This window comes from Spirosoma gilvum, assembly GCF_054776815.1.
This window is the reverse complement of sequence record NZ_BAAHBH010000002.1, coordinates 532,098-544,807: the sequence shown is the minus strand read 5'-3', so window position 1 is coordinate 544,807 and position 12,710 is coordinate 532,098. Positions and strand designations below refer to the sequence as shown.

The following is a 12,710-nucleotide window of genomic DNA, read 5'->3' as shown; positions in this document are numbered from 1 at the left end:
CCAATGACAACAACTAACCACTATCTGACACTCATCCATTATGCTGAACCAGTTGCTACAACGGGTATGGGGCCCATCTACGTCGAGCCATTCTGGCAAAACCATCCCCTTTCATCCAACGACACCCGGACCATCTGCCGACACAACAACGCCCGAACCTACTGACTCGACCACTGCGGTTACCCGAACGGTGAAGTTGATCATGGTGACGGCCGGAAATAATAACAAATACTACGAAATGTGTGAGAACGATGATGGTACGTTCACTGTGCATTATGGTCGGGTGGGTGGCATACGGACTACGGTTAGTTACCCGATGGCGCATTGGGACAAAAAATTTCGCGAGAAAGTGGCGAAAGGGTATGTAGATCAGACCCATCTGTACGCCCAGAAAAGTCTGGCAACCGATGCCAGCACCATTCCAAACCCAGTGGTTCGAACGCTGATGAGCCGTCTGCTGGATTTAGCCAACCAGTCTATTTATCAGAACTACATTGTGACGGCTCAGCAGGTAACCCGCAAACAAGTTGAGACGGCGCAACAGTTACTTGATGAACTGGCTGGTCTGCTAAAACCAGGCATGGACACAGAAGCTTATAACGCCAAACTCCTGGATCTGTTCAAGGTGATTCCGCGTCGAATGACTCACGTAGGCGACCATCTGGCTAAGGCAACCCCACAGTCCGCCAATGAGTTACAGCCACTTCAGGACCAGCTTGCCAATGAACAATCGACGCTGGATGTCATGCGTGGACAAGTTGAACTCGCTCCTGAACCAACCAGTCCGGAAGAAGCCCAGCCTACCCTCCTGGAGTCGATGAACCTGACTATCGAACCTGTCAGTGACGACACCATTCTGAAGCAGATTAAACGAATGATGGGTTCCGATGCCGCCAAGTTCGATGCCGCTTTCAGTGTACAGCATACCCTGACCGACAAGTCTTTTGAGGCTTATGTACATCAGCAACCAAACCGTAAAACGCTGGCTCTCTGGCATGGTAGTCGTAGTGAAAACTGGCTGTCGATTCTGAAAACGGGGTTGGTATTACGGCCAGCCAATGCGGTTATTACGGGCAAAATGTTTGGCTATGGCATCTACTTCGCCGATCAGTTCAGCAAATCGCTCAATTATACGTCGCTGAGCGGGTCCGTTTGGGCCAATGGTCGGCAACGCGAAGCGTATCTCGCTATTTATGAAGTGCATGTGGGCAATCAACTGGAAATTTCCAGGCACGAATCGAAGCACATGTCGCTGGATGCCGACGCCCTCAAGCGCATCGACCCAAGCTATAATTCAGTATTTGCCAAACAGGGCGTAAGCCTTCAGAAAAACGAATTTATTGTGTACAACCAGGCGCAGTGTACCGTTCGGTACCTCGTCCGAATCAAATCGTAAGATGAAAACCAAACGCAAAAAACTCGAACCACTGGCCATTCGGTTTGCCGCTACGGCGCTCATTCTGGCCGAAGGCAGCACCACCACGCTCGACGTTAAAAACTTTCTGCGTGAGCGCGGCTACGAAGCCCGCCAGGCCGACATTTCGCAGTGGATGCTGGTCATCGGCTTATGGGAAAACTGGTCTATCCAGAACAATGGCAAACACCGTATTTACAACTTCCCGACGTTCAGACCGTCGTTGCAATAGATAGGGAGCGAGAGGAGCGAAAAAAAAATAAAAATTTTCAGTACAACGTAAAAAGATTACGTTCTGAGTGTGTGAAATTTGATTCAGGAACAGTAAACAACAACAGACCAATGAACACGCTCCTCACCACCGCTCCCGCAACCCGCCCGGCCCTTGCCAGCTTACTCCGCTGGCAGGAGCCGCTGGCGACCCGCCTTCGGTTTCGGCATGCCCTGCCAGGGATGGTGGCCAACCGATTGTTGAACGTTGAATTAGGTTTATACCTGCTGGCCGAACTGGTTCCGATGGCACCTCCTCAGTCGCTGTCGGACCTGCTCAACGGTCAGGGGTTTGTGTACCGGCAGCGGCCTATCTGGTCGCCCCGGCAGCACCGTGCTCTGAATCAGGCGCGTATCCTGCTGGCTCCGTACCTGGACCGCAATGCCTGGTTGAAAGCTTTAGACAAATACGAACATCTTCCTGCCGATTTACGGATCTTCAACCTAAACGGCAATCTCCGCACCGATCTCAGCGGCTACCTTCTCCGCGAACGCGTAGGGTTGTTCACGAAGGCGCTGGCTTAATAAGTTGAATCAATTACCCAACCAGAATCGAGTGGTGTTTTTGACGCCACTCGATCTTTGATTTAAGATAATTGGTTTTCAGCACATTCGCACAGGCAGAGGCAGTGCGACCCCGTTGGGGTCGAATGTTTGTAGCATAGTTTTTTCTATAGAGATTCGACCCCAACGGGGTCGAACCAGCGTCCCGCCTTCTTATTGTATATTACCCCTAGAAAGGCCTAACTCCCTAGCTAGAGTGGAGTCGGTTACTTATAACCGACTCTGGGCGGTTTCTCAAAACCGAACGGTTTGCATAATCCGGTTTTCAGGACCGCAACGGCGAACCCTCCTCACTATGACAGATGCGCCCATCTGGACAGCCCCCAAAAGAGCAAACACATTTAGCCAAAGTCCTAAAAACTGCTAACTTGTGGGCTTGTCTCAGCCCTCATTTCTACAGTTTCCCCTATGAATCGCCGGAGTTTTATCAAAGCCAGTTCCGTTGTATCGGTTTCCACTACGATTGCCGCCTGCTCTTCTCCTAAAACTGCCACTACCGAAGACAAAGCCACTCCGTTCACCGATGATTTTGCCCTCAATGAACTGACGATTCGTGAGCTGCAACAGAAAATGGAATCGGGTGAATATACTTCTGAAGCCCTTACCCAACTGTATCTGGATCGTATCGACGCCATTGACAAAAAAGGTCCACGGCTAAACGCTGTGATTGAGCTAAACCCCGATGCGTTGACGATCGCCAAAGCGATGGATCAGGAGCGAAAAGCTGGCAAGCTTCGGGGGCCGATGCATGGGATTCCGGTATTGATCAAAGACAATATCGACACCGGCGATCAGATGATGACGACGGCTGGATCGTTAGCGCTGGAAGGCCATAAAGCGGCTCAGGATTCTTTTGTTGCAGCTCAGTTACGCAAGGCCGGAGCCGTCATTCTTGGCAAAACCAACCTAAGCGAGTGGGCCAATTTCCGGTCTAGCCGTTCGACCAGCGGCTGGAGCAGCCGGGGTGGACAGACGCGCAATCCGTATGTGCTGGACCGTAATCCCAGCGGTTCGAGTTCGGGCTCGGGTTCGGCAGCATCGGCCAACTTGTGTGCCGCAGCCGTAGGGACCGAAACCGATGGTTCCATCATTGCCCCTTCGTCCCATTGCGGCCTGGTCGGTCTTAAGCCAACGGTTGGGCTGGTCAGTCGAAGCGGCATTACTCCCATTTCGCACACGCAGGACACCGCTGGTCCTATGACCCGAACCGTGACCGATGCCGCTATTTTGTTGGGTGCATTAGCCGGTGTCGATCCATCTGATACGGTAACCCTCGAAAGCCGGGGCAAGAGCGTAACCGATTACACCCAATTTCTGAAAACCGACGCGCTAAAGGGCAAACGGATTGGCATAGAGAAATCGTTTCTGAACGGGCATGAAGGCGTCGTGACCCTCTATAAAGAAGCCATTGAAATACTCAAAAAACAGGGCGCCACAATCGTAGAAGTTGAGTTAATGAAGGGACTTCGGGAGATGGGCGGGGCTGAATTTACGGTACTGCAATACGAGTTCAAAGATGGATTGAACCGTTACCTGTCGAAAGCAAATGCTCGGGTTAAATCCCTGGCCGACGTGATTGCTTTCAATAAGAAGAATCAAGATAAAGCCATGCCGTACTTCAAACAGGAAACGCTCGAAAGCAGTGAAGCCAAAGGAGATCTGAGCAGCAAGGAATACACCGAAGCGTTAGCTAAAACCCGCAGTTGGCGCCAACGCATCGACCAGTTGATGGCGACACATAAACTGGATGCCATTGGCGGAACCAGCATCGGCTTTGCAGGCTGCATCGACCTCATCAACGGCGACTACGACACCGGTTTTTATTTCTGCCCACCAGCCGCTATGGCCGGTTATCCACATCTGACGATCCCGATGGGCACCGTTCACGGTCTCCCCGTCGGTTTCTCGCTCATCGCCGGAGCCTATCAGGAAGGGCCATTATTGGCAATGGGTTACGCCTATGAGCAGGCGTCTAAAAAGCGAGCGCGGCCGACGTTTGTGGAATCGTTGGTACCAAATGCAACGTTATCTTAGCGAATCGAGCATACATGCTGATGAAAACTGCAACCAAATCCGGTAAAGTCTCCTCTAATAAAAAGCCAAAATCGAATTTGAAAGCAGCTTTGGGTAAGTATAAAAGTAGTATTATGGAGAAAGATGGCTGTTGGGAAGAAGACCTGAACAAGACCATCTCTACTTAATGAAGTATTTGCTGGATACTTAGCAATAATTCGAAACTTAGTTCTAAACCCAACTTATCGATTAAGCCATTGGAGTATTTCTCGCAACGACTCCGGGGTTAGTGGTCCTTTTTGTGGAGATTCGTTTAGAGCAATACGAACAAATTTGATTCGATTGTTTGGGTACGTCAGCAATTCAGCCGACTTCTCGCCATTGCGGAGATTGATCATAATTTCGCCTACTGGCCCAGGTGATGTGTGGTAAATAGGTTGTCCAATTGCCGTAAGAAGCAGCGCAATATCGAGTGCCGCCAATACCGTTTGATGCGAAGGCGCAATAGCTCCATCCTCATCCCAGTTATCCACGAGTTGCTAATACGCAATGATAGCGGTCAGATGTTGTCGATTGGACGATGGTAAACCCTCAACGGATTGCGTTGGGCTGATTTCCCTGTCCAAAATATCCTGCGCGAAGTCAAGTGTATCAAACATAAATGAATAGAGTCAGCTCTTAACTGCGTACTGTTGTTGATTAAATTTATCAAATATGGGCGCATTTTCAAAATTAGGCTAGCCCACAGCGCACTTTATTTCCAGAAAATAGTCTAGACTGACAGCCATTATCATACAGAATTCTAACCTCAATTGCCGAATGAGTCAGGCAAAACCGTTACCCACCATAAAACCAGTAAAAATTATGCGTGTAGAAGACTTATCATCCCAGACACTCGACCGGATCAAGCAAAGCCGTTGGGACCGGATTATTGAGAAACATGAAGGCCCCGAAACGTGGGCGTGGAAGTTTAAAACGTACCAGCCCGACGATATGATTTTCCGCTGGGAACCCAACTTCGATCCGGTTGCCGCTCGTCCACAGTTCATGCAGATAGGTGATCATTGGGTACTTTTGCCCGTCAGCCGAAGCCACCATCCGAACATCACTATCCTGCATCATTTTCGGAGCGAAGACCACGCCAAACTAGTCATTTACCTTAAAGACACAACCTACGACGATAGCTTATTCGGAGCTGGATTTATCGCCATCGGCGACCTCCAACCGGAAGGCTTTTACCTGACTACGCTCTATCACGAATGGTTCATCATCGATTATGATGCCGAAGCAAAGGCTAAGCTTGATAAAGAGGCTAACTAGTTAGCTCTTATTTGAGAGAAAACGTATTGAAATCATCGATAACCAGGGAAGAAGAAAAGTCATAGTGAGATCTAGCAATCATTAAAATCCGAGCAACACTTTAATAGGCACTGGCACGCGATCGGCATTGAAAAAGGCCTGATAACGAGGATAGTTCACTGAATAGTATGCATCTGATTTTATCGTAAGTATAACGAAAATCTCAGAACGTCAGGCTGAAGGTACTGCCCTGGCCGGGGGTTGAATCGGCGGAGAGTTTGCCTCCGTGGAGTTGCATGATCTGGCGGGATAAGCTCAGGCCAATACCCGAACCGGTTTTCTTGGTGGTATAGAACGGAATAAAAATCTGCTCCAGGGCTTCGGGCTCAATACCCGGCCCGTTGTCGGTCACGCGGATCACTACATGCGGACCTTCAGAGAGAGCTTCCAGTTGAACATGCGGGTTGTCCATGCCATCCATACTTTCGATGGCATTTTTGATCAGGTTGAGCAACACCTGTTCAACCTGCGATACATCGGCCCGGATAGCCAGATTCGCAGAACCTACCGTTGTGGTGATCAGGCATTTAGGGGCGTAGGGCTGTACCAGTTGCACCACATTCCGCAGCAGCGGCTCAACAGGCACGTCCGCAAAAATCGGTTGGGGAATGGTCGTAAAGTTTCGGTAGGCATCCACAAACTGCATAATCCCGGCGCCCCGTTGCTGAATCGTCATTAGGGCATCGTGCAGATCCGTTACGGACTCATTCACATAATTCGGGACAAGGCCCGGCTGCTCAGTCGCCAGGGGGATCAGATCCGCTTCGACAATGTCGCGCATGGTACCCGCCAGCGATACAATCGGCGTGATGGAGTTCATGATCTCGTGCCGCAGCACCTTGGTCAGGTTTTGCCAGGCATCGAGTTCACGCTGCTGCAACTCCGTTCGAATGTTCTGCATCGATACCACCGTTACCAGTCGTCCCCGAAGCCGAACGGCGGTACAGCGCACCGATAGTTCACCATCGGCTCCCGTCTGGTAGGATGTCGGTACAGGCGAGGCTGTAGTGGTTTTGAGCAACTGAGCCAGATCGGGATGCGTCGGGTTGAGGTCGTTCAGGGTTCGTAATCGGTAAATCCCCAGCAATCGAAGAGCCGTCTGATTGACCAACTCTACCTGTCCGGCAGCATCGAACGTCATCAGCCCGACACTCACATGCTGCACGATGGTATTGACATAATGTAGATTGGCTTCCTTTTCGGCACGGGCCTGCCGGAACGCATCCAGCACCTCATTGAACTGATCGTTCAGTTCATAAAAAGAAGGGCCCAAATTGCTATCGGCCCGGAACGCGACGGCAAAATCAGAATAGCGAACCGACTCCAGAAAGCGCGTCAGCTTTCGGTTCAGGCTGGTCACGAAACGGTATAAGTTAACCGTCAGGATTATACCAAGAACGGCTAATGTAAAGATGACCAGCCCATTGGCCTCCTGAATCCGGAAGTACGTGATCGCGCTGGCCAGGGCTATCACACCCATTATACGCCAGCCTATGCCAATCGCGAACCGGTTCATAGGCTAGGCAGCAATCCAGCTAAACGGATATTCCAACGCCGGAATTTTTGTCCGGTCGGCTACCCGGCGGAGTCGGGCAGGAAGTGCCATCAGGTAATCGCGGGCGCGCTGAGCTTTATCATTCAGCCCATTGATCGAGTCAATTTTCCAGTCCTGAAGCAGCAATTCGGCAATCTCAATGTAATCCATTGTGGTGTACACACCCAGGCGTTGGGCAGCATCCGAAAAATGCGCGAAGGTTTCGCCCAGCTTTACGCCCGTTTCCCGCAGGAAGTGCGCAGGCATCACAATTTTCTTGCGCATCATATCTTCCAGCGCCAGCATCATTTCGGAGGGATCGACCTCAAAAATTTTAGCAACAAACTCCTTGTAGGCTTTGTGATGGCGCATTTCGTCGGAGGCAATGACTCCGCAAATCTTCGACAACTGATTGCAGTCTGCCTGTTTGGCCAGCGTTGCCGTCCGGCGGTGCGATATATTGGTGGCTAATTCCTGAAAGGACGTGTAGACAAAATTCCGGTATGGGTCGCGGCTGGTACCAATATCGAAGCCATCGGAAATCAGGTACTGCGTCGATACTTCCATGGCGTGCATGTTCACCCGCCCCGACAGGTATAGGAATTTGTTGAGTAGATCGCCATGACGGTTTTCTTCGGCCGTCCAGCTACGAATCCAGCGGGTCCAACTGCTATTCGGATTGCCCTGGTCAATACCTTCCATGTCCATCAGCCACGATTCGTAGGTGGGCAACGCTTCTTCAGTAATGGTATCGCCTACCAGAACGGCGATGTAATCGTACGACAGTTCACGGCAACTTTCCCGCAGCAGTTTGACTTCGTCCAGAAACGACTCGTTGGTGGTATCAGGCAACAGATCGGCTGGTTGCCAATACTTTTCTATTGGTTTCAAAAACTGGTCGATGGAGGCATCGATGGTTTCTCCTACGTAACGCATCACCTCTATGCGTGTGCCTGATAAGCTCATGAACTATAAACAAAAAAATGAATGATTTGTCCTAACGACTGGGTAAAGTTCGGCAATATAACCGATTGAATCTGTCTGATAGACGTTTTTTTACCTGACAAAAATCAGTTCGTCATTAATTTTATGGCGCGAATGGATTCGCCCTGATCTCTATGAAAAAAGTATTGGATTATCTGCTGAGTTGTGTATACCTACTGTACTTCGGGTTAGTACTGTGTATTTTCCACATTTTACAGGTTATTGCCTTCAACGTCTTTGGCAAAGAGGCTCACAAAAAATCGGTCGACTGGATGAATGCCGCTATCGCGTATGGCTGGTACTTGACCGGCAGTAGCATTCACTTCCGCGACCGGCCTAACCTTCCCACCGACCGTCCGATTATTTTCGTGGCCAACCACCAGAGCATGTTCGACATTTCGCCGATCATCTGGTTTTTGCGTCGGCATACCCCCATTTTCGTCTCCAAAATCGAACTCGCCAAAGGCACACCCGGCGTTTCGTACAACCTTCGTAAAAGTGGAGCCGCTCTCATCGATCGGAAAGATGCCAAACAGGCCCTTTCCGAAATTGCGCGACTTGGTAAGCTGATTCAGCAAACGAATCGTTCGGCGGTTATTTTTCCCGAAGGCACCCGGTCAAGGTCAGCTATTGGCGAGATGAAGCCATTCATGCCGGGTGGAGTCATTACGCTGCTCAAACGAGCTCCTAATGCACTGGTAGTACCCATTGCCATTCAGGGAACAGGTCGATTTAATCCTACAGGTCTTTTCCCGCTTACGGCCTTCACCCGAATGTCGTGGACGGTGTTGCCGGGTATTGAACCCGCCGGAAAAGCACCCGATGAAGTCGTACGCCTTTCGCAGGAAGCCATTAGCAAGGAGTTAGGGCTAGCGGTTGCGAGTTAGGCTCATTCCAGCGTACTTGAATTTTTGCCAACAAACTGGTATATTTCATAAAAAACAGCGGTATGACAACGATTGAAGTAACTGTTTTAGCCGACGAGGATCAGGACTTTGTCATGAATATTCTCAATGCCTTGGCCCAGAAACATATCATAGAATTTGATCGTACAGATTCGTTTCCAGCCGAAGGGCCAACCCTGACTCATGGTGAATTAGAAGACCGAATTCTTACATCAGAATAGAGTCAGCATTATTCTAAGGCAAAATAGATTTTGGCACCTAAAGTCCAAACTTCTCCAGCCGTCGGTACAAGGCCTGCCGGGATAGACCCAACTCCCGCGCTACGTCGGTGATGCTGCCCCGGTGCTTTTGCATGGCCTGCTGAATCAGTTGCCGTTCCATATCTTCCAACTGTAGCGTTTCGTTTACAGGCGAAACGGCGGCTGACCCATTTTTGAACACAAAATTCGTAGGTTCCAGCAATGTTCCCTGTGCCAATTCGGGGCGAGCCAGAATGACGGCCCGCTCCACAGCATGCTGCAACTCCCGAACATTACCCGGCCAGCGGTACTGCTTCATATCGGCCAATAACGCCGGACTCAAACCCGATACCGAACGATTATACTGCTTGGCGTATTTTTTCAGGAAGAATTCAGCCAGGGGACCTATGTCGGACGGGCGTTCGCGCAGGGGTGGCAAATGCAATTCGATGGTATTGATCCGGTACAGTAAATCCTGACGAAACTGGCGTTCGGCCACGCGCTCATTCAGGTCGGCGTTGGTGGCGCAAATTAGCCGCACGTCAATTGCCCGCGCTTTGTTGGAGCCCACGCGTGTTACCTGCCTTTGTTGCAAAACGGTTAACAACCGTGCCTGCTGGGCAGGACTTAAGTTGCCGATTTCGTCCAGAAAAATGGTTCCTCCGTTGGCTTCTTCAAATCGGCCCGCCCGGTCGTCGCGGGCATCGGTAAAAGCCCCTTTCACGTGACCAAACAACTCACTCTCAAACAAGCTTTCGGTCAAGGCTCCTACATCCACACTAACAAAGGGCTTATCGCTCCGGTCGGAATGTTCGTGAATAGCACGAGCCACCAAGTCTTTACCGGTACCGTTCTCACCCAGAATCAGCACATTGGCGTCAGTGGGAGCGACCTGCTCAACGGTGTCGAGAATGGGACGCATGGCCGAACCGATAATATTCGTGTGTTTGGTCGATTTTTTATCGGATGGCTCTTTTCCGTTTTTCTCTTTTTTACCGTTCAACTGGCCAGCCTCCTCCCCCGATTCCCGGCCGCCTTCCACGGCGTTTCGGATCGTATCCAGGAATTTGTCGTTCTGCCAGGGCTTGAGCACAAAATCGACAGCCCCCGCTTTGATAGCCCGAACGGCCATTTCCACGTCGCCATAGGCGGTAAATAGCACCACACGCGCTAAGGGGTTAATGTCGAGGATACGTTCGAGCCAGGCAAATCCTTCACGGCCACTGCTGACATCACGCTGGAAATTCATATCCAGTACAATGGCATCATAGCGGTTGTTGTTGAGCAGAAAAGGCAGTTTTTCAGGGTTTTTCTCGATGTCTACCGAAGCGACATGGCGTTTGAGCAGCAATCGGGCCGCCAGCAGCACATCAGGGTCATCGTCGACCAGTAGGAGTTTGGCATCTTGCATATACTAAAGATAATGAATTAGCCGATTTGTTGCACACCGGTTCAGATTCAGGGCCGAATTTCGTATTTCTTCCGTACTTTGACCAGCAAATTGCATGAATGGTCTTTTGTGGTCATTAAATGGTCATTCATTGTCATTAGGCGGTTACTCATCACTGGCATGTACTGGTTGCCCTGATGATTGTCATCTGCTTTACTGAACGATCTATCTATTACCCATCAATGACCAAAAGTGACTATCTGATGCCAGTAAATGACCGAACCTTTTATGCCCTTGTGGCTGTCGGTATTTTTCTCAACTCCACCGGGCTTTTTCCGCCCATTATGGAACTCGATGGAGCGCTGTATGCCTGCATTGCCAAGCAAATGGCGCAAACCGGTGATTTTGTAAACCTCTATGCTGTTGGTACCGACTGGCTCGACAAACCCCACTTCCCGTTCTGGATTGCCGCTTTAAGTTACCGAATTTTTGGCATAAATACCTTCGGCTATAAATTTCCAGCCCTGCTGGCCTTCCTGGGCAGTGTTGCCTACACCTATCAATTTGCCCGAATTACGTATTCAAAAGCGGTAGCCCAGGTAGCTACTTTAGTCCTGTTAGCTGCTTTTCATGGTGTGCTGTCCAACAGTGATGTGCGCGCTGAACCGTATTTGATGCCGCTGATTATTGGCCCAGTCTATCATTTTTACCGTGTCTTTCAGAAAGGCCCTTTTTATCAGCTACTACTAGGATCGCTGCTAACAGGCTGTGCACTGATGACCAAAGGTGTTTTCGTCCTGATTCCGATTGGAGGAGGTTTGGTACTGCACTGGCTCCTGACCGGTCATTGGCGCGAACTGCTCAATTGGCGCTGGTATCTGGCCATTGTCCTGTCGTTTGCCTGCACCTTACCCGAAATCTATTGCCTATATCACCAATTCGACTTGCATCCAGAAAAGGTAGTTTTCGGCAAGACGGGCGTATCGGGTGTTCGGTTCTTCTTTTGGGACAGCCAGTTTGGCCGGTTTTTCAATACTGGTCCTATCAAAGGTGAAGGCGACAAATTCTTTTTTGTTCATACACTGCTTTGGGCATTTTTACCCTGGTCATTGCCCTTGTATGTGAGCATTGGCCAAGCCATTACAAGACTGATCAAACGACAGGACGCGCTACCTGAATACGTTTCGCTGGGTTCCGGGCTGGCAACATTTGCTCTGTTTTCGCTGTCGGGTTTTCAGCTTCCGCATTACCTAAATATTGTATTCCCGCTCTATGCTATCCTGACCGCCCAGTATTTAGTTAGTCTGGCACCGACCGCGTTACGCCGATGGACGATTGGGCAAACGGTTATTGGTGTGCTAATCGCGATCCTGGCCATTGCCCTACTGTTGCTTGTCCAGCCAGGTCAGGTCATAAGTGCCGTTGTCTGGGTAGTTATTATCACCCTGGCGACGTTCTATTTTTTCCGGCAAATCTCGCTTGACTCACTGCTGGGGCGGATGATGGGAGCCATGCTCGTTCTGGCTGTAACGCTGAATCTGTTTCTTTTTCCTCTATTTTTTCAGTATCAGGCAGGTATGACAGCAGCCCGATACGCCAATGGGCAATCTGCGCTGGCCAAACAGCCTACCATTTTGTATGAGCCCGGTACAGGTGTAGGTGGGGGTAGTTTCTGGTCGTACGAATTCTACGCCAACGCGCCAACTCACTACGCCCGAACCGACTCAAGCTTACGCCTGCAACTCCGATCAGGCAAAAAACAGGTGTTCCTTACGGCCGAAGATGCCGACTCTCTCAGCAAACGGGGATTTACTCTTCGTACACTGGCTGTATTTCCGTATTTTCACGTCAGTCAGCTCACGTATGATTTTCTAAATCCAGCTACCCGTTCCCGGACATTATCGCCATATGTGCTGGCAGAAGCGGAGTAGCTGGGTGATTGAGTGGTTGATTAGTTAATTGGTGGTTGGTTGTGTTGTGTAGGAAGTATTTCCGATGAACTAATTAACCAATGAACTAATCAACCAATTACCTCCCA

13 protein-coding genes are annotated in these 12,710 nt (G+C 50.2%); 9 read left to right on the top strand and 4 right to left on the bottom strand.

Annotated elements, in window-relative coordinates:
* Nucleotides 1–40 precede the first annotated feature (40 nt).
* From ACYVFD_RS06950 to ACYVFD_RS06930, 5 genes are all read left to right on the top strand, one after another.
* The gene (locus ACYVFD_RS06950) at nucleotides 41–1,396 is read left to right on the top strand and encodes an ADP-ribose polymerase (RefSeq protein ID WP_461089063.1); all 1,356 of its coding nucleotides are present in this window, start codon (nucleotides 41–43) and stop codon (nucleotides 1,394–1,396) included.
* A 1-nt stretch (nucleotide 1,397) separates the two neighbouring features.
* Nucleotides 1,398–1,646: a hypothetical protein gene (locus tag ACYVFD_RS06945; RefSeq protein WP_461089062.1), complete on the top strand. Its 249-nt coding sequence runs from the start codon at nucleotides 1,398–1,400 to the stop codon at nucleotides 1,644–1,646.
* 110 nt (nucleotides 1,647–1,756) lie between these two features.
* A complete protein-coding gene (locus ACYVFD_RS06940; RefSeq protein WP_461089061.1) occupies nucleotides 1,757–2,209 on the top strand; it encodes a pPIWI_RE_Z domain-containing protein in 453 nt (150 codons plus the stop codon).
* 447 nt (nucleotides 2,210–2,656) lie between these two features.
* Nucleotides 2,657–4,282 (top strand): amidase, encoded by a 1,626-nt coding sequence (locus ACYVFD_RS06935; protein WP_461089060.1) that lies wholly within the window; start codon nucleotides 2,657–2,659, stop codon nucleotides 4,280–4,282.
* Nucleotides 4,283–4,302: 20 nt separating this feature from the next.
* On the top strand, nucleotides 4,303–4,449 hold the full coding sequence (locus ACYVFD_RS06930) for a hypothetical protein (protein WP_461089059.1): 147 nt from the start codon (nucleotides 4,303–4,305) through the stop codon (nucleotides 4,447–4,449).
* A 54-nt stretch (nucleotides 4,450–4,503) separates the two neighbouring features.
* Here ACYVFD_RS06930 and ACYVFD_RS06925 read toward each other — a convergent pair whose 3' ends face one another.
* The gene (locus tag ACYVFD_RS06925; protein WP_461089058.1) at nucleotides 4,504–4,794 is read right to left on the bottom strand and encodes a hypothetical protein; all 291 of its coding nucleotides are present in this window, start codon (nucleotides 4,792–4,794) and stop codon (nucleotides 4,504–4,506) included.
* 286 nt (nucleotides 4,795–5,080) lie between these two features.
* On the opposite strand from ACYVFD_RS06925, the gene ACYVFD_RS06920 reads away from it, so the two are divergent.
* Nucleotides 5,081–5,581 (top strand): hypothetical protein, encoded by a 501-nt coding sequence (locus ACYVFD_RS06920; protein ID WP_461089057.1) that lies wholly within the window; start codon nucleotides 5,081–5,083, stop codon nucleotides 5,579–5,581.
* Between the two features lie 202 nt (nucleotides 5,582–5,783).
* Here the strand turns inward: ACYVFD_RS06920 and ACYVFD_RS06915 are convergent, their stop codons facing one another.
* Both ACYVFD_RS06915 and ACYVFD_RS06910 read right to left on the bottom strand, forming a co-directional pair.
* Nucleotides 5,784–7,136 carry a sensor histidine kinase gene (locus ACYVFD_RS06915; protein WP_461089056.1) on the bottom strand — a complete coding sequence of 451 codons (1,353 nt, stop codon included), beginning with the start codon at nucleotides 7,134–7,136 and terminating at the stop codon, nucleotides 5,784–5,786.
* 3 nt (nucleotides 7,137–7,139) lie between these two features.
* Entirely contained in the window at nucleotides 7,140–8,120 is a 981-nt protein-coding gene (locus tag ACYVFD_RS06910) for an acyl-ACP desaturase (protein ID WP_461089055.1), read from the bottom strand.
* Nucleotides 8,121–8,272: 152 nt separating this feature from the next.
* On the opposite strand from ACYVFD_RS06910, the gene ACYVFD_RS06905 reads away from it, so the two are divergent.
* On the top strand, nucleotides 8,273–9,025 hold the full coding sequence (locus ACYVFD_RS06905; protein ID WP_461089054.1) for a lysophospholipid acyltransferase family protein: 753 nt from the start codon (nucleotides 8,273–8,275) through the stop codon (nucleotides 9,023–9,025).
* Between the two features lie 62 nt (nucleotides 9,026–9,087).
* The gene (locus tag ACYVFD_RS06900; RefSeq protein ID WP_461089053.1) at nucleotides 9,088–9,264 is read left to right on the top strand and encodes a hypothetical protein; all 177 of its coding nucleotides are present in this window, start codon (nucleotides 9,088–9,090) and stop codon (nucleotides 9,262–9,264) included.
* Between the two features lie 37 nt (nucleotides 9,265–9,301).
* Here the strand turns inward: ACYVFD_RS06900 and ACYVFD_RS06895 are convergent, their stop codons facing one another.
* A complete protein-coding gene (locus tag ACYVFD_RS06895; RefSeq protein WP_461089052.1) occupies nucleotides 9,302–10,693 on the bottom strand; it encodes a sigma-54-dependent transcriptional regulator in 1,392 nt (463 codons plus the stop codon).
* A 221-nt stretch (nucleotides 10,694–10,914) separates the two neighbouring features.
* On the opposite strand from ACYVFD_RS06895, the gene ACYVFD_RS06890 reads away from it, so the two are divergent.
* Nucleotides 10,915–12,603 (top strand): ArnT family glycosyltransferase, encoded by a 1,689-nt coding sequence (locus ACYVFD_RS06890; RefSeq protein WP_461089051.1) that lies wholly within the window; start codon nucleotides 10,915–10,917, stop codon nucleotides 12,601–12,603.
* The last annotated feature ends 107 nt before the right edge of the window (nucleotides 12,604–12,710 follow it).

Bases quoted from the DNA above. Each gene is read 5' to 3' on its own strand.
- ACYVFD_RS06950 (WP_461089063.1), top strand. From the start codon at position 41: ATGCTGAACCAGTTGCTACAACGGGTATGGGGCCCATCTACGTCGAGC.
- ACYVFD_RS06945 (WP_461089062.1), top strand. From the start codon at position 1,398: ATGAAAACCAAACGCAAAAAACTCGAACCACTGGCCATTCGGTTTGCC.
- ACYVFD_RS06940 (WP_461089061.1), top strand. From the start codon at position 1,757: ATGAACACGCTCCTCACCACCGCTCCCGCAACCCGCCCGGCCCTTGCC.
- ACYVFD_RS06935 (WP_461089060.1), top strand. From the start codon at position 2,657: ATGAATCGCCGGAGTTTTATCAAAGCCAGTTCCGTTGTATCGGTTTCC.
- ACYVFD_RS06930 (WP_461089059.1), top strand. From the start codon at position 4,303: ATGAAAACTGCAACCAAATCCGGTAAAGTCTCCTCTAATAAAAAGCCA.
- ACYVFD_RS06920 (WP_461089057.1), top strand. From the start codon at position 5,081: ATGAGTCAGGCAAAACCGTTACCCACCATAAAACCAGTAAAAATTATG.
- ACYVFD_RS06915 (WP_461089056.1), bottom strand. From the start codon at position 7,136: ATGAACCGGTTCGCGATTGGCATAGGCTGGCGTATAATGGGTGTGATA.
- ACYVFD_RS06910 (WP_461089055.1), bottom strand. From the start codon at position 8,120: ATGAGCTTATCAGGCACACGCATAGAGGTGATGCGTTACGTAGGAGAA.
- ACYVFD_RS06905 (WP_461089054.1), top strand. From the start codon at position 8,273: ATGAAAAAAGTATTGGATTATCTGCTGAGTTGTGTATACCTACTGTAC.
- ACYVFD_RS06900 (WP_461089053.1), top strand. From the start codon at position 9,088: ATGACAACGATTGAAGTAACTGTTTTAGCCGACGAGGATCAGGACTTT.
- ACYVFD_RS06895 (WP_461089052.1), bottom strand. From the start codon at position 10,693: ATGCAAGATGCCAAACTCCTACTGGTCGACGATGACCCTGATGTGCTG.
- ACYVFD_RS06890 (WP_461089051.1), top strand. From the start codon at position 10,915: ATGACCAAAAGTGACTATCTGATGCCAGTAAATGACCGAACCTTTTAT.